This is a genomic window from Nesterenkonia sp. LB17 (genome assembly GCF_022565915.1).
Lineage (GTDB): Bacteria > Actinomycetota > Actinomycetes > Actinomycetales > Micrococcaceae > Nesterenkonia.
The window spans coordinates 165,892-180,820 of record NZ_JAJOYX010000001.1 but is presented as its reverse complement, the minus strand read 5'-3'; the positions used below and the strand labels follow the sequence as shown (position 1 = coordinate 180,820).

At 68.7% G+C, this 14,929-nt stretch carries 14 protein-coding genes; 5 read left to right on the top strand and 9 right to left on the bottom strand.

Features of this window, described 5'->3' with window-relative positions; all coding sequences use genetic code 11:
- Positions 1-19 precede the first annotated feature (19 nt).
- The gene (locus LTH96_RS00805; RefSeq protein ID WP_241463717.1) at positions 20-790 is read right to left on the bottom strand and encodes a response regulator transcription factor; all 771 of its coding nucleotides are present in this window, start codon (positions 788-790) and stop codon (positions 20-22) included.
- 287 nt (positions 791-1,077) lie between these two features.
- On the opposite strand from LTH96_RS00805, the gene ald reads away from it, so the two are divergent.
- Entirely contained in the window at positions 1,078-2,190 is a 1,113-nt protein-coding gene (ald, locus tag LTH96_RS00800; RefSeq protein ID WP_241463716.1) for an alanine dehydrogenase, read from the top strand.
- A 65-nt stretch (positions 2,191-2,255) separates the two neighbouring features.
- On the opposite strand, the gene LTH96_RS00795 is transcribed toward ald, so the two are convergent.
- Both LTH96_RS00795 and LTH96_RS00790 read right to left on the bottom strand, forming a co-directional pair.
- Positions 2,256-3,371 carry a 3-hydroxyisobutyryl-CoA hydrolase gene (locus LTH96_RS00795; protein WP_241463715.1) on the bottom strand — a complete coding sequence of 372 codons (1,116 nt, stop codon included), beginning with the start codon at positions 3,369-3,371 and terminating at the stop codon, positions 2,256-2,258.
- A gap of 129 nt (positions 3,372-3,500) precedes the next feature.
- Positions 3,501-4,346, bottom strand: coding sequence for a CoA ester lyase (locus LTH96_RS00790; protein WP_241463714.1), 846 nt, complete (start codon positions 4,344-4,346; stop codon positions 3,501-3,503).
- A gap of 431 nt (positions 4,347-4,777) precedes the next feature.
- Between LTH96_RS00790 and LTH96_RS00785 the strand changes: the two genes are divergently transcribed.
- Positions 4,778-5,488 (top strand): GerMN domain-containing protein, encoded by a 711-nt coding sequence (locus LTH96_RS00785; protein ID WP_241463713.1) that lies wholly within the window; start codon positions 4,778-4,780, stop codon positions 5,486-5,488.
- Between the two features lie 56 nt (positions 5,489-5,544).
- On the opposite strand, the gene LTH96_RS00780 is transcribed toward LTH96_RS00785, so the two are convergent.
- From LTH96_RS00780 to hisC, 4 genes are all read right to left on the bottom strand, one after another.
- Entirely contained in the window at positions 5,545-7,080 is a 1,536-nt protein-coding gene (locus LTH96_RS00780; protein WP_241463712.1) for a dihydrolipoamide acetyltransferase family protein, read from the bottom strand.
- 2 nt (positions 7,081-7,082) lie between these two features.
- The gene (locus LTH96_RS00775) at positions 7,083-8,069 is read right to left on the bottom strand and encodes a transketolase C-terminal domain-containing protein (protein WP_241464418.1); all 987 of its coding nucleotides are present in this window, start codon (positions 8,067-8,069) and stop codon (positions 7,083-7,085) included.
- A gap of 5 nt (positions 8,070-8,074) precedes the next feature.
- A complete protein-coding gene (locus LTH96_RS00770) occupies positions 8,075-9,211 on the bottom strand; it encodes a thiamine pyrophosphate-dependent dehydrogenase E1 component subunit alpha (RefSeq protein WP_241463711.1) in 1,137 nt (378 codons plus the stop codon).
- Positions 9,212-9,289: 78 nt separating this feature from the next.
- Positions 9,290-10,396 (bottom strand): histidinol-phosphate transaminase, encoded by a 1,107-nt coding sequence (hisC, locus tag LTH96_RS00765; RefSeq protein ID WP_241463710.1) that lies wholly within the window; start codon positions 10,394-10,396, stop codon positions 9,290-9,292.
- A 1-nt stretch (position 10,397) separates the two neighbouring features.
- Between hisC and LTH96_RS00760 the strand changes: the two genes are divergently transcribed.
- A complete protein-coding gene (locus tag LTH96_RS00760) occupies positions 10,398-10,787 on the top strand; it encodes a phage holin family protein (RefSeq protein ID WP_241463709.1) in 390 nt (129 codons plus the stop codon).
- Here LTH96_RS00760 and LTH96_RS00755 read toward each other — a convergent pair.
- Positions 10,743-12,242, bottom strand: a complete 1,500-nt coding sequence (locus tag LTH96_RS00755) for a hypothetical protein (RefSeq protein WP_241463708.1) — start codon at positions 12,240-12,242, stop codon at positions 10,743-10,745. The two genes, LTH96_RS00760 and LTH96_RS00755, sit on opposite strands and share 45 nt — an antisense overlap.
- A 6-nt stretch (positions 12,243-12,248) precedes the next feature.
- Complete coding sequence (locus LTH96_RS00750) at positions 12,249-12,713, bottom strand: hypothetical protein (protein ID WP_241463707.1); 465 nt, start codon at positions 12,711-12,713, stop codon at positions 12,249-12,251.
- Between the two features lie 192 nt (positions 12,714-12,905).
- Between LTH96_RS00750 and purB the strand changes: the two genes are divergently transcribed.
- Together purB and LTH96_RS00740 are read left to right on the top strand one after the other, a co-directional pair.
- On the top strand, positions 12,906-14,360 hold the full coding sequence (gene purB, locus LTH96_RS00745; protein WP_241463706.1) for an adenylosuccinate lyase: 1,455 nt from the start codon (positions 12,906-12,908) through the stop codon (positions 14,358-14,360).
- A 146-nt stretch (positions 14,361-14,506) separates the two neighbouring features.
- Positions 14,507-14,917 carry a VOC family protein gene (locus LTH96_RS00740; protein ID WP_241463705.1) on the top strand — a complete coding sequence of 137 codons (411 nt, stop codon included), beginning with the start codon at positions 14,507-14,509 and terminating at the stop codon, positions 14,915-14,917.
- Positions 14,918-14,929 lie beyond the last annotated feature (12 nt).

Genomic DNA, 14,929 nt, shown 5'->3' with positions numbered 1-14,929 from the left:
TTGACCTGGGGCTCGACCCTCAGGGCGAGCCCGCCGAGGATGCCGACGACGGGCTGGATGGTCCATGATCCGCCGGGCGCAGCACGTATCCGGCCCCTCTGACGGTGTGGATCATCCGGGGCATGTCGGCCTCGATCTTCTTGCGCACATAAGAGATGTAGAGCTCCACGATGTTGGCCTGTCCGGCGAACTCGTACTCCCATACCTGCTGCAGGATCTCGGCCTTGGGCAGGACCGTCCTGGCATGGCGCATCAGCAGGCGCAGCAGACGAAACTCCGTGTCGGAGAGGTCTATGTCTCGGCCGCCTCGGCGCACCGTGCGTGCCGCGGTGTCCAGCTCGAGATCACCGACCAGCAGACGTTCACCCTCGGTCCGCTCCGGGAGCCGCGCCGTGATGAGGTGGAGCCGGCGCAGCGCCTCCTGAACGGAGATCGAACCCGCCATGTGGTCATCCTGCGGGTGCACGGTCTCGAGCAGCCGTTCCAGCTCGACGTCCGCGTCGAACCAGTGCAGCACCGCAGACGGCTCGGTGCTCGCGCGCAGACCCTCCATGACCCGCTCCAGGTCACCCACTCGCCGGCTGGAGCGCGCGTCCACCACGAAGAGCTCCGGGGCGTCCACCTGCAGCGCCTGCCGGGCGGTCTCCGCGCTGGAGGCCAGCAGCACCTTCACATCGATCCCACGCAGCCGCTGACTCAGCTCCGAGGCCGCCGGGGAGGGTCCGCCGAGGATGAGCACCGGCGAGGAGATCATCAGCGCGGGCCCGAGCACCGGGTGCACGGAGGCCATCGGGAACTCATGCAGTGGCCCGGCACTGTTCTCTCCCGCCATCGCACCTCCCCGGTCTGTCTGCTGAACTGCCTGATCAGGACGTGGCAGATATCCCGGAACTCTACAGACTGTCAAGCTCTGATCCTAGGGCGAAGCCCCAGAGTCAACAACAGATCGGCCCCTCAGTCCTTCAGAACGAGCTGAGGTTTCATGAAAGACTGGCCGCGGTGACTGACATCACCCCTTGTCCGTCACCGGTTCACCCCTGCCGACCCGCCGCACCTGGCATTTACCGAGGAGAACACATGATCATCGGAGTCCCCGCCGAAGTGAAGAACAACGAGTACCGCGTGGCCCTGACACCGGCCGGAACGGTGGACCTCACCGCCCGCGGACACCGGGTGCTGATCGAGAGCGGCGCCGGCACCGGATCCGGCTTCGCCGATCAGGACTATCGTGCGGCAGGGGCTGAGATCCTCGGCGGCGCCGATGAGGTCTGGGAGCACGCCGAGATGATCGTGAAGGTCAAGGAGCCCCAGGCCGAGGAGTTCCCGCGGATGCGCGCAGGTCAGGTGCTCTTCACCTATCTCCACCTCGCGGCGGAGCCCGACTGCGCCCGCGCGCTGCAGGAGCGCGGCGTCACCGCGATCGCCTACGAGACGGTCACCGGCACCCATGGGCTGCCGCTGCTGGCCCCGATGAGCGAGGTCGCCGGACGGCTGGCTCCCCAGGTCGGCGCCTATCACCTGATGCACTCCCAGGGCGGTCCCGGCATCCTCATCGGCGGCGTTCCAGGGGCGCGGCCCGCAAAGGTCGTGGTCATCGGCGGCGGCAAGGCCGGCGAGCAGGCGGCCCTGACCGCGCAGGGCATGGGCGCCGATGTCACCGTGCTGGACCTGAACATCGAACGGCTCCGGGAGCTCTCCGCGCTCTCCGGTCGCGGTCTGACCACGCTCGCCTCGAACACGCTGACCCTCACCGAAGAGGTGGCCGCCGCGGATCTGGTGATCGGGTCGGTGCTGGTCCCCGGAGCGACCGCGCCGAAGCTGGTGACCCGCGAGATGGCCGCGGCGATGCGCCCAGGGTCGGTGCTGGTGGACATCGCCATCGACCAGGGAGGCTGCTTCGAGGGCTCCCGTCCCACCACCCATGCCGATCCCACCTTCACCATCGGGGAGCAGATCTACTACTGCGTGGCGAACATGCCCGGCGCGGTGCCGCACACCTCCACCGCAGCGTTGACGAACTCCACGCTGCGTTACATCTTCGCCCTGGCGGACAAGGGCTGGAAGCAGGCGCTGCGTGAGGACCCGCATCTGGCCAACGGGCTGAACGTGCACGCCGGTGCCGTCACCAACGCTCCGGTGGCCGAGGCCCTGGGGGCGCAGTATCGCGCCACGGCCGACGTGCTGGCCTGATCGGCAGCCTGGTCCCTTCGACGGTCCCACCCCTTCGACGATCCGGGTCGCCGGCCTGCCTCAGCTCACAGGCTCTGGCGGTCGGCGAGCCGGTGCCCCGGGACAGGGGTGAAGTAGGTCTGCACCAGCTCGAGGTCCACGGCTTCGAGCGTGCCGGGGCTCCACTGCGGGGCCCGGTCCTTGTCGATGATCTGCGCGCGGATGCCTTCTCTGAAGTCTGCTGAGCGAAGCATGTGCACCGCAACGGTGAACTCCGCCTCCAGCGCCTGGGGCAGCGTGAGCTCCTGGGCGGCCAGGATGGCCCGATGCGCGACCTTCAGCGAGACCGGAGACTTCTTCCGGAGGGACTCGGCGGCCGCCGCGGCGGCCTCCTCGGTGAGCGCCAGCTCGTCCAGTCGCTGAAGCGCCGCCTCCACATTCGGCGCGGCATAGGCCTGGTCGATCCAGCTGCGCGAACGCGCCAACGTCGAGGCTTCCGGGGTGCGCGTGAAGCGCGGGAGCGCATCCGCCACGAGTTCGGTGCTCAGTGCCTGGGTCAGTTCAGCGAGGACGTCACTTGGGACCTCGACGTCGGCCAGGCCCAGGGTGATCGCATCGGCGGCGTCGAGGTGAGCGCCGGTGAGGCCTGCGTGCAGCCCCAGCCGACCCGGGGCCTGCCCCAGCAGCCAGGTGCCTCCGACATCAGGAGCGAATCCGATGGTGGTCTCGGGCATGCCGGCTCGGGTGCGCTCGGTGACGATCCGGTGGGATCCGTGGGCGGAGACCCCGATGCCGCCGCCGAGGACCAGACCGTCCATCAGTGCGACATAGGGCTTGGGATACTCGGCGATCGTGCGGTTGAGCGCATATTCATTCGCCAGGAACGTCTCGCTGGTGAATTCGGCCTCGTAGCCTGGGGCGCCGGCGGGGAGGACGGCGCCGCCGTCGAGCCCCTGAAGCTGGACCATCTCCTGGTACAGGCTGGAGACGTCGCCGCCGGCACAGAGCCCGCGGTCTCCGGCGCCGCGGATGAGCACCTGGCTCACCCGATCATCGACGGCCCAGTCCTGCAGCTGCACCAGGATGCACTCACACATCAGCTGGGTCAGCGCATTGACCGCATGGGGTCGATTCAGCGTGATGATGCCGAGGTGTCCGCGCAGCTCAAAGGCCACATCGCCGGTATATGTCTCCCTGCCCATGTGACAGAGGTTACACGGGGCCCTGCGGCTGACCCAACAGCGGCGCCGGGGAAGCCCTCCGGCGCCGGATCAGACGCTGGAGATGCAGGTCAGGCGCTGGAGAGGCAGGTCAGGCGCTGGAGAGGCAGGTCAGGCGTTCCAGAGACCGTAGGAGTCCGCCAGGGAGGCGATCTTCTGCGCCCGCGCCAGGCGCGGGAGGTAGGAGCCATCGCCGATGGAGCCGCCGGCCTCGTGCGCCTCGATCAGCTCGCGGGCCCAGTTCAGCTCATCCTCCGACGGCGCCAGGCCGGTGTTGATGTGCTCGACCTGGGCGCGGTTCAGCGAGAGCTTGCCGGTCATGCCCATGCTGGCAGTGACCTGGCAGGCTTCGGCCGTCTGCTGCGGGTCCGCATCCGGCGCCGTCGGGCCGTCGATGGCCCCGGGGAGACCACCCACGCGAGAGGCGATGACCAGGCGCGCCCTTGCATAGGCCAGCGCCATCGGATCGGCGGAGACGCCAACATCCTTGCGGAAGTCATTGGTGCCGAAGGCCAGCCGGAAGGTGCCCGGGGCCGACGCGATCTGGGTGGCGTTCTCCACGCCGAGCGCGGACTCCACAAGTGCGATGACCGGGGTTCCAGCGCGCAGGCGCATCGCGGTGTAGGTGACCTGCTCGGGATGCTCGGTCTCAGCCAGCATCACTCCGCGCAGCCCGTCTGCCCGCGAGAGCGCCGCCAGGTCGTCTTCCCAGTGCTCGGAGGTGGTGGGGCTGACCCGGACCCAGGCAGTCATCCCGCCGTTGAGCGCGCGCAACACCGCCTCTCGGGCGGCGACCTTTCCGTCATCGGGGACCGACGCCTCCAGGTCGAAGATCACAGAATCGGCCTCGCTGGCCAGTCCGGGAGCGAAGTCCTGCTCCTTGGCGGCGTTGATCAGCAGCCACGAGCGGGAGAGTTTGGCGGGAAGCGCGGCCGCGCGACGGTTCCGGATGGGCATGCCTCCAGCCTACCGGAGAAGCCCGGTCCGGCAGGCGGCAGGTGCTCTGGGTCACCGGCGAACGATTGAACCAGAGGTGTTGACATCGAACCGTCTGAGATTCAGAATGAAGTTCGGTTGAACTTCAAGTTTGAAACACCTTGCTTGGACGTCAATTCCGGACGCGGTCTCAGGATGCCCCCGTTTCTCCTGGCCGTCGTCGCCCTGTGGGGAGGAACTGCTGGCTGGGTGCATGACAAGCGCCCCCGTCTGCACCCGGTTTCCTCATCCCATTCAGCGGGCAGAAGGCCGCCCCCCGGCACAGCGCCTTCTGCCCGCGAGGGCCCCCGGAGCCCTCGTCCCCCGACTCTGCGGTCACCGCCGAGCATTCCCGGCGCTCCTCAGACGGCCGCGGATTCGGTCTGCGCGGGAGCAGCTCCTATCCTGGTGCCATGACTCCGACCCACCAGCCCCGCGCTCGCGTGCTCGTCAGTGCGGGCTCCATCGGGCTCGCAGTGCTGCTCGCCGGCTGCGGCTCCTCGGATCCGGAGCCGGAGGAGCAGGAGGTGCCGAGCAACACGATCCCGCAGCCCGAGGTCGAAGCCGACGACACGGTGCGGCTTCCGCTGGCCATGGTGAGCCCTGACGGGCAGGCCCAGGCGGCTCCGCTGAGCGGGGAGGGAACCCTGGAGGACGAGCAGGCACCAGGCAGCCCGGTGGAGGAGACTCCCGACGGCGAGCAGGCCCAGGAGATCGAGATCGCCCGGACTGCCGCCTTCGGCTGTGACGACACCGTCTCGGTGATCCGGTCCGTGCCGACGGTGACCGAGGACCCAGCTGTGGCCGCCCTGGAGTTTCTGATCGACGACGAGCTCTTCTCCCATGGCTCGCCGGCATTCTCCAACCCGCTCGCCGCCTCCGAAGAGCTCAGCGTGGACTCGGTGGAGGTTGAACAGGACATGGTGCGCGTCGCCCTGAGCGGCGAACCGGTCACCACGGGGGAATGCGAGTCCTGGCAGATCCTGACCCAGATCGAGACCACCGCCCGTGTCGCGACCGGGGCCACCGACAGCGAGGTCACCGTGGACGGCCAGCCGCTGGCCGAGCTGCTCGGGCTCCCGGCGGACCGGGAGCCGCTGCAGATCAACGAGATCGAGCGCTGAGCGCCCGACCGATCTGCAGGGCCGAACCGTCCTGCGGGCCCCGCCCGACTGCGCCGCTAGTCGATCAGCAGGCCCGGCTGCTCCATGACCGCCGCGACGTCGGAGATGAACCGCCCGGCGAGATCCCCGTCGATCAGCCGATGATCGAAGGACCCGCCGATCACCATGACATCGCGCGGCACGATCTGTCCCTCCACGACCCAGGGCTTCTTCCGCACTGCGCCCAGCGCCACGATCGAGGCCTGCCCCGGAGGCAGGATCGGAGTTCCGCTGTCGAGTCCCAGGGTGCCGATGTTGGTGATCGAGACGGTGCCGCCCTGCATCTCCCCCGGCGTGGTCCTGCCCTCGCGCGCGTCGATGGCCAGCTGGGTCAGCGCCGCGGCCAGACCACGGGTGTTGAAGGCATGGGCCTCATGGATGACCGGAACCACCAGTCCGCGCGGGGTCGCGGCCGCGACCCCGAGGTTCAGGTAGTTCTTCAAGGTGTAGTGCGTGTCATGCCATGTGGCGTTGACCTGCGGATTGCGCCGCACCGCCCAGATGATGGCCTTGGCGGCGAAGAGCATCGGTGAGACGCTCAGCCCCGCATAGGAGGGGTCCTTCTTCAACGCCTGACGCAGCTCCATGGTGCGCGTGACGTCGACCTCCTTGAACACCGAGACATGCGGCACGGTGGTCGCCGAGGCAGTCACGTTGCGCGCAGTCGCCTTGCGCACTCCACGGACCTGGATGTTCTCCTCGCGCGGCCCCTCGAAGAGCAGGCCCTCCTCGGCCGGAGTGGTCTTGCGGCGCCCCGGAGCCGGAGCCCCGGGCGCCGGCATCTGGCCGGAGGCGCGCTGTTCGCGCTTCTGCTGAGCCTGTCGCTCCACATCATCGCGCGTGATCTGCCCGTTGCGGCCAGAGCCTACGAGCTCCCAGACGGCCACACCGAGGCGCTTGGCCAGGGCCCGCACCGGAGGGCTGGCCCGGGCGACGATGTCGGCGATGTCGGTGTAGGTGCCCGACGCCGAGGCGGGGGCGGCGATCTCGAGGCCCTCCAGGTCGACCAGGTCCGGTGCCGTGGAACGGGTCCGGACGCGCCTCGAGGCGGAGTCCGCCTTGGGACCTGAGCCGACCAGGGCCTCATTCTGCGTGGGGGTCTTCTGCTCGTCTCGCGCAGAGCCGTCCCGCTGGGAGTTCCCACGTTCGGAATCACCCCGTTCGGAGCCTTCACGCTTCTGGGCTGCGGCCTTCTTCGCGCGCGCCGAGCGCGAGCGGCCTGGCTTCTCCTCGGCGGCGGGCTGCTCGGGGCTCTGCTGCTCAGCGGGCTCAGAGGCGGCCTCCGGCGCCGAACCTGGATCGGGCACCTCCTCCCCCTCGGCGGCGATCCGGATCAGCGGGGCCCCGACCTCTAGGGTCTCCCCCTCGGCGGCGAGGAGCTCGGTGACGATGCCGGCGTAGGGCACCGGCAGCTCGACCAGTGACTTGGCGGTCTCGATCTCGACCACGATGTCGTTGACCTCGACCGTCGCCCCCACGGTGGTCCGCCAGGTGACGATCTCGGCCTCGGTCAGTCCTTCGCCGACGTCGGGAAGGTTGAAGGTCTCAGCCATGCTCAGGCACTCCTCTGGTAGCTGAAGCTGCGGTCCACGGCTTCCAGCATCCGATCGATGTCCGGAAGGTACCGATGCTCCTGGGCCGACGGTGGATACGGCATGTGGAACCCACCCACACGCAGCACCGGGGAGAGCAGCCGATGGTGGGCCCGTTCGGCCACGCGTGCGGCGATCTCTCCGCCGATGCCGCCGAAGGTCGGCGCCTCGTGCGCGACGATCAGCCGCTGGGTCTTGGCGGCGGAGCGGGCGATGGTCTCGTCGTCGAGCGGGCTGATCGAGCGGATGTCCACCACTTCGATGCTGCGGTTCTCCGCCCGGGCGGCCTCAGCCGCGGCCAGCGCCACCGGCACCAGCGGACCGTAGGTGGCGATGGTGGCGTCGGTGCCCGCACGGAGCACCTGGGCCCGGAATGCGTCCGGCGCCGGGTTCTCGAGGTCGACCTTCCCTTTGAGCCAGTACCGGCGCTTCGGCTCGAGGATGATGACCGGATCATCGCTGACGATGGCCTGGCGCGTCATCCAGTAGGCGTCCTGCGGGTTCGACGGCGCGAGGATGCGCAGCCCCGCGGTGTGCGCGAAGAGCGCCTCGGGAGATTCGGAGTGGTGCTCGATCGACCCGATGTGCCCGCCATAGGGCAGTCGGATCGTCACCGGCACCTTGATGTTCCCGTCGGTGCGGTTGTGCATCTTGGCCAGCTGGGTGGTGATCTGGTTGAACGCGGGGAAGACGAATCCGTCGAACTGGATCTCGGCCACCGGACGGTAGCCGCGCATGGCCATGCCGATGCAGGTTCCGACGATGCCGGACTCGGCCAGCGGAGAGTCGATCACGCGGTGGGTGCCGAACTCGGCCTGCAGCCCCTCGGTGACGCGGAAGACTCCGCCGAGCGCCCCGATGTCCTCACCGATCAGCAGCGTCTTCTGGTCTGCGGCGAGTTCGTCGCGCAGCGCCGCGGTGATCGCCTTCGCCATGACCATCTCTTTGATCGCGCTCATCGTGCGGTGCCCGCCTCCGTCTGATCTTCCGCGAATCCTGCTTCGTAGTCCTTCAGCCAGGCCTTCTCGGTCTCCACCTGGCGGTGCGGCTCCGAATACACGGTGTCGAAGACCCGTTCCAGGTCGATGGGCTCCATGGCAAGCACGGACCTGCGCATATCGGCGGCGAGGTCCTTGTATTCGGCGTCCACCTCGGCGAAGAAGCTCTCATCGGCGTGGTCCGCGGAGCTCAGCCAGGAGCGGTAGCGCCGGATCGGGTCGCGGCCCTCCCAGAGCTCCACCTCTTCGGAGCTGCGGTACTTGGTGGGATCATCTGCGGTGGTGTGGGCGCCCATCCGGTAGGTGACCGATTCGATCAGCTTGGGCCCCTTGCCGGCACGGATCTCGTCGGAGAGCTTGGTGGCCACCGCGTAGCTGGCGAGCACGTCGTTGCCGTCCACCCGCACGCCTTCGAACCCGTAGCCCTGCGCCCGGTTGACCAGGGGGCCGCGGGACTGGGTGCGGGTGGGCACCGAGATCGCCCAGTGGTTGTTCTGGATGAAGTAGAGCAGCGGCAGCTCGTAGGAGGAGGCGAAGACCATGGACTCGTGGACATCGCCCTGGCTGGTGGCGCCGTCGCCGATGCAGGCCACGACGATCTCGTCCTCGGCGCGGTCACGGGGCACGCTGCCCATCCGCAGGTCCTGGTTGATCCCCATGGCCCAGCCGGCGGCGTGCAGGGTCTGCGCGGCGAGCACCAGGGTGTAGACGTGGAAGTTGTGGTCGCGCGGGTCCCATCCGGTGTGCCGGGTGGCCCGGAACATGGTCAGCAGCTCCTCTGGGGAGATGCCTCGGTAGAGCGCCATGGCATGTTCTCGGTAGGTGGGAAACACCATGTCGGAGGACTTGATCGCCGCGATGGTGCCCACCTGGGCGGCCTCCTGGCCCAGCGCCGGCGCCCAGAGCGCGAGCTGGCCCTGGCGCTGCAGCGAGGTGGCCTCGGCGTCGAGCCGGCGCTCCATGGCCATGTAGCGGTAGAGCTCGCGCAGCTTCTCCGCGCTCAGCTCGGCGATGAACGGGCCGTAGACCTCGTTCTCAGCGAGCTTTCCATCCGGGGTGAGCAGCTGTACGGGCTGCACCTCTTGTGGCTGCACAGTGTGATCCTCTCCGGTGGCACCGCTGATGGCCGCCCTGCAGGTGAGGACGGCCACCGTTCATTGTGTCAGCTCAACTCAGGCTTCGAATCTGTAGGTCCGGCACAACTCGATGAATCGATCATTGGCTTCGACCTCACCGATGGTGACCCGTACGCCCTCGCCGGGGAATCCGCGGACGGCCAGCGCCTGGAGTCCGGCCGCCTCGGCGAAGGCGGCGGTCTTCTCACCCAGCGGGAGCCAGACGAAGTTGCCCTGGGCCTCGGGGATCTTCCAGCCGGCCTCGGCCAGGGCCGAGGTGACCCGGTCCCGCTCGGCGACGAGGGAGTCCACCCGCTCGTGGACCTGCTCCAGGTGTTCCAGCGAGGCCAGTGCCGCGACCTCGGCCAGAGTGGAGACGCTGAAGGGCGCCGCGACGACGCGCAGGTGGCGGGTGATCTCCTGGCCGGCGATGGAGTAGCCCACGCGCAGCGCGGCCAGACCGTGTGCCTTGGAAAAGGTCCGCAGCACCACCACATTGGGGTGGCTGCGGTACAGGGCGAGCGCGTCCACCGGGTCCTCGGTGCGGACGAACTCCTGGTAGGCCTCGTCGATCACGACGACGACGTCGCTGGGCACCTTGGCCAGGAAGGCTTCGACCTCGCTGTGCCGCAGGGCGGGGCCGGTGGGATTGTTCGGGGTGCACAGCAGGAGCACCTTGGTCTGCTCGGTGATCGCGGCGAGCATCGCCTCGAGGTCGTGGCGACCGTCTGCTGCCACTGGAACGGTGACGTCCTTGGCGCCGGCGGTGCGCACCACGATCGGGTAGGCCTCGAAGGAGCGCCACGCGTAGATGACCTCATCCTGGCTGCCGTCGCTGTTGGAGCCGGCGAAGGCGTTGATGATCTGGGTCAGCGCACCCAGGCTGCCGGTGCCGGCGACGATGTCTTCCACCGGGACGTCCAGGAGCTTCGCGAGCCCGGCGCGCAGGCTCTCGGCATTGGGGTGCGGGTAGCGGTGCAGCGTGTCCACTGCGGCCATCGCGTGAGCCACCGCGGGGACCGGCCCCAGCGGGTTCTCGTTGGAGGAGAGCTTGTACGGCGTGAGTCCTTCGGCCGCCCGTGGCGGCTTGCCTGCGGCATAGGCAGGCAGAAGGCTGACGCTTTCCCTTGGGGTGATCGACCCGGCGCGTGAGAACATAGTCATCGTGAGAATCCTACTGGCAATTATTTTGAATGCCCTGGCCCTCGCCGCGGCGGCCTTCCTCATTCCCGGAATCTACGTGGACGGCGCCGAACAGGGCACCGGGGCGACCATCCTCGCGTTCCTCTTCGTGGGAGCCGTCTTCGGTCTGGTCAACGTGGTCATCAAGCCGATCATCTCGCTGCTGTCGCTGCCGATCACCTGCCTGACGCTGGGGCTCTTCGCCGTGGTCATCAATGCGGGAATGCTGGTGCTCACCGCCTGGCTGACCTCCTGGACCCCGGTGCACTTCGTGGTGGAGGACTTCTTCTGGAGCGCGGTGTTCGGCTCCATCGTGGTGGCCCTGGTCTCAGCGCTGCTCAACCGCTTCATCCTGCGCCCGCTCGAGGCCTGAGCCGGAGGGAAGCTCCTCCATGCGTCCCGCCAGCTCCGCGATGGCCTCCTCGAGCTTCTCCACTCCCTCAGAGTCCCATTCGGTGGAATAGACCGTGGCCTCGTGGGCTCCGCGCAGCGATTCGTCGAGCTCCGCGAGCTGGGCACGCTGCCCCTCATCCAGATGATCCGTCGCCTGACCCTCGAGGATCCGGATGGCGTCGATGTTGTGCGCGTAGCCGTGGCTGGCGCCGAAGACTCCCCCGGGCTCGGCCTTCGGAGCCTGATGCTCGTAGGTGATCTCCACCCGATCCGCCGAGAGCTCGCTCGGCCCGCCGAGCAGCCGCGGGACCGGGTCATTGGCGTCCTGGAAACTGGTGGTCCTGACTCCTGGGAGCGCCGGACCCTCACGGCCGGGAGCGGCCACGGTGGCGACCTGGGAGATCCGGTACTTGCGTCCCAGCGTGCCGCCGGCAGCGATGTTCAGTGCATGCAGCCCACCCAGGGAGTACCCGGTGATGATCAGCTCGTCCCCGGGCCGGGCCCCGGAGTCCTGCAGCGCCTGATCGATGACCCCCTGCAGGTGCGCCGACTCGTTGGTCCCCGCGTCCAGGAGACTGTTGAGCCCGCGCCCCGCACTCAGATCCAGCTGGCCCTGCGCCAGACCGTCCAGGTCCATGTCTTCCAGCCCCGCGGGGAGTTCCAGCCCTGGGATATGGATGACATGCCGGGTGCTCGCACCCGGCTGGGGCCGTGAGGAGATGCTGAAGTCTCCGAGCGTCGCGACCTCGGACTGGCCCTGGAGGTGATCGCTGAGCAGGTCCACCTCGGTCGCGGCGAGCGGACGGGTCTTCCGCTTCAGCGTCTGGGTGCTCTCGCGGGAGATCCGACGGGCCTTCTCCAGCAGCGACTGGGCCACCAGTCCGGACGCCTCCTTGGAAGACCGCAGCACCGGGTGCTTCCTGGCCAGCAGGTTCAGCACCAGCTGGGACCCCTGGCCAAGGCTCACCACGGCGGTGCGACCCCAGGCGTCGGCGAGCGCCTTGTCCCCCTGTGGGTCCATCAGGTGTGGGTGGATCTGCGGATACTGTGCAAGATGCCTCGCGGTGCCCATCGAGCGCGCCAGCAGCGCCTCGGTGTCCCGATAGCGATCGTGCGCGCTGCGCACGGCGCGCGCGGTCTCCCCCATGGCCCAGGCCCCCACCGAGGTCTCGGCCAGGCTGATTCCCAGCTGCGCCCCCAGCATCGGGATCCGCCAATGCAGCGCGAGCCCGGCCACCGAGCCGATGATCTCGGCCGTGATGCCGCCCAGTGCGCGGCGCTGCTCTTCAGCGACGGCGTCGGCGCGGGTCAGCCCCTGGGCCGCGATCTGCAGACTCTCCAGCACCAGATTCAGCTCGGTGGGCCCCCCGTGGGCCTGCACGGAATACCTCCGCGGGGCGGGTTCGCCGTAGTGATCCTCGGCGATGACGAACACCGCAGCTCACCCCTGCGCAGCCGCCAGGCGGGCCAGCGGAAGGCCGCCGTGGGACTCCACGAACCGAAGGAAACCTTCGGCGCTCTCCGAGGCGCCCCGGGCGCCGTGCACCAGCGCCTGGGTCGCGAGCTCGGTGCCGGCCGCCGGGACGGCAGCGAGTGCGGCATCCACGGCCGCGGCCAGCAGCCGCGCCCGCTGGGCCTGCTCGCGCAGATCTGTCGCGATGATCCTGGCGCTCGCGGACATCTCGAAGAGCCGGGACTGCCGTCTCCGGCATTCTCCGACATGGTGGAAGGTCACGGCGGTGAAGGCCTGACCGGCTGGAGAGTGCCAGTGGATCCCGTCTCGCCCGGCGATGATCGCCTGCACACACTCCTCGGAGCGTTCGGCCACGGCGTCCAGCCGCATCGCCGCCTGCTCATAGTGCTCCGCCGCCTCGTCGAACTGCTGGGCGGCCCGGGAGAAGACCATGCTTGCTCACATCCTTGTTCTGCATGGGCTGGCAGAGGAGTGCCGGCGCCGGCCCTGCTGAGACCCTGTTGACACTTCCCAATCTAGGCACCCGCACCCGCGGGTGATCCTCCGTCACGGGACCCGTGGAGCACCCTGCCGCGCGGCGTCGTCGTCGCCGGTGCTGGGGAAAACTCATGAAAGAATCAGGCCATGGCCCACTCCACTGATGTCACCGCTGCGCCCACCGTCTCTCCGACCCGCGTCCGGCTCGCTGATGCGCAGCCGCAGATCGCCCTGGGCGCCCTGGACGGCCGGTATCGCAGCGCGGTGGCGCCGCTGGTGGATCACCTCTCCGAGGCGGCGCTGAACCGGCACCGGATCCATGTGGAGGTCGAATGGTTCATCCACCTCTGCTCCGAACAGGTGCTCTCCGGGCTCCCCACCCTCACGGCGGAGCAGGTCAACGGGCTGCGCGGCATCGTCACCGAGTTCGGACCTGAGCAGCTCTCCGAGCTCGGCGCCATCGAGGCGCAGACCCACCACGATGTGAAGGCCGTGGAGTACTTCATCGCCCGTCGGCTCGAGGGGCTGGGGCTCAGCGAGCTCACCCCGCTGGTGCACTTCGCCTGCACCAGCGAGGACATCAACAACCTCTCCTACGCTCTGGGGATCCGCGACGCCGTGGCCGAGGTCTGGCTCCCTGCCGCCCGCACGACCCTGGACGGGCTGGCTGAGCTGGCTCAGGACGCCGCCGAGGTGCCGATGCTCTCGCGCACCCACGGACAGCCGGCCACCCCGACCACGCTGGGCAAGGAGATCGCGGTCTTCGTTCATCGGCTGCGTCGCCAGCTGCGCCGGATCGAGTCCCAGGAGTTCCTGGGCAAGATCAACGGCGCCACCGGCACCTACGCCGCGCACCTCGCCGCCGCCCCCGAGGCCGACTGGCCCGCTCTGGCGCAGCGGTTCGTGGAGAAGCTGGGCCTCACCTTCAACCCGCTGACCACCCAGATCGAGTCCCACGACTATCAGGCCGAGCTCTACGCGGACATGGCCCGGTTCAACCGGATCCTGCACGGGCTCTGCGTGGATGTGTGGAGCTACATCTCCATCGGGTTCTTCCGGCAGATCCCGGTCGCCGGCGCCACCGGCTCCTCCACCATGCCGCACAAGGTCAACCCGATCCGCTTCGAGAACGCCGAGGCCAACCTGGAGATCTCCAACGCGCTGCTCGACGCGCTGGGCTCCACGCTGGTGGAGTCCCGCTGGCAGCGCGATCTCACCGACTCCTCCGGCCAGCGCAACATCGGCACCGCGATGGGCCATTCGGTGCTGGCACTGAGCAATATGAGCAAGGGACTCAAGCAGCTCGACGTCGCCGCGGAGGTGATCGCGGCAGATCTCGACGCGAACTGGGAGGTCCTCGGCGAGGCCATCCAGACCGTGATGCGCGCCGAGGCCATCGCCGGCGTAGCCGACATGCAGAACCCGTACGAGCGGCTCAAGGAGCTCACCCGCGGTCGTCGGGTGGACGCCGAGAAGCTCAAGGAGTTCGTCACCGGACTCGGCCTGAGCAAGGACGCCGAAGCCCGGCTCGCCCAGCTGACCCCCGGCGCCTACACCGGCCTGGCCGCCCAGCTGGCGGTGGAGTTCGCGCCCCGCGGCTGAACACGCTGCGGCTGAGCACGCTGCGCCGAGCCCCCGCGGGGTCTCGGCGCGGGGGCTCGGCGCGGGGGGCCTGCAGGTCTTCCCCTGTGCTCGCTGTCAGGTGAGAATGACGACGTTCACCTGACTCTGATCACGGAAGGTTCGCCATGACCATCGGCCTGACCCCCTACCTGCAGTTCTCCGGGACTGCCCGCCACGCGCTGGAGTTCTACCACTCGGTCTTCGGCGGAGACCTGGAGATGATGACCTACGCCCAGGGCATGGGCACCGAGGATGAGTCCAAGGACCTGATCATGCACGGGTCGCTGTTCATCGAGCGCGGGGTCCACCTGATGGCCGCCGATGCGCCTCCGGGCATGCCCAGCGTGCTGGGCACGGTGTCGCTGAGCAACAGCGCCCCTGACGACGCCGAGCACACGACGCTCGAGAAGTGGTGGGAGAAGCTCTCCGAGGGCGCGGAGATCAACGAACCGATGGCGAAGTCCCCCTGGGGCGACACCTTCGGGATGCTCACCGACAGGTTCGGGGTCCCCTGGATGGTCAATGCGTCGCGCTGAGCAGCCGCACCA

Bases quoted from the DNA above. Each gene is read 5' to 3' on its own strand.
- LTH96_RS00780 (WP_241463712.1), bottom strand. From the start codon at position 7,080: ATGGCTGAGACCTTCAACCTTCCCGACGTCGGCGAAGGACTGACCGAG.
- LTH96_RS00785 (WP_241463713.1), top strand. From the start codon at position 4,778: ATGACTCCGACCCACCAGCCCCGCGCTCGCGTGCTCGTCAGTGCGGGC.
- LTH96_RS00740 (WP_241463705.1), top strand. From the start codon at position 14,507: ATGACCATCGGCCTGACCCCCTACCTGCAGTTCTCCGGGACTGCCCGC.
- ald (WP_241463716.1), top strand. From the start codon at position 1,078: ATGATCATCGGAGTCCCCGCCGAAGTGAAGAACAACGAGTACCGCGTG.
- LTH96_RS00750 (WP_241463707.1), bottom strand. From the start codon at position 12,713: ATGGTCTTCTCCCGGGCCGCCCAGCAGTTCGACGAGGCGGCGGAGCAC.
- LTH96_RS00795 (WP_241463715.1), bottom strand. From the start codon at position 3,371: ATGGGCAGGGAGACATATACCGGCGATGTGGCCTTTGAGCTGCGCGGA.
- purB (WP_241463706.1), top strand. From the start codon at position 12,906: ATGGCCCACTCCACTGATGTCACCGCTGCGCCCACCGTCTCTCCGACC.
- LTH96_RS00805 (WP_241463717.1), bottom strand. From the start codon at position 790: ATGGCCTCCGTGCACCCGGTGCTCGGGCCCGCGCTGATGATCTCCTCG.
- hisC (WP_241463710.1), bottom strand. From the start codon at position 10,396: ATGACTATGTTCTCACGCGCCGGGTCGATCACCCCAAGGGAAAGCGTC.
- LTH96_RS00790 (WP_241463714.1), bottom strand. From the start codon at position 4,346: ATGCCCATCCGGAACCGTCGCGCGGCCGCGCTTCCCGCCAAACTCTCC.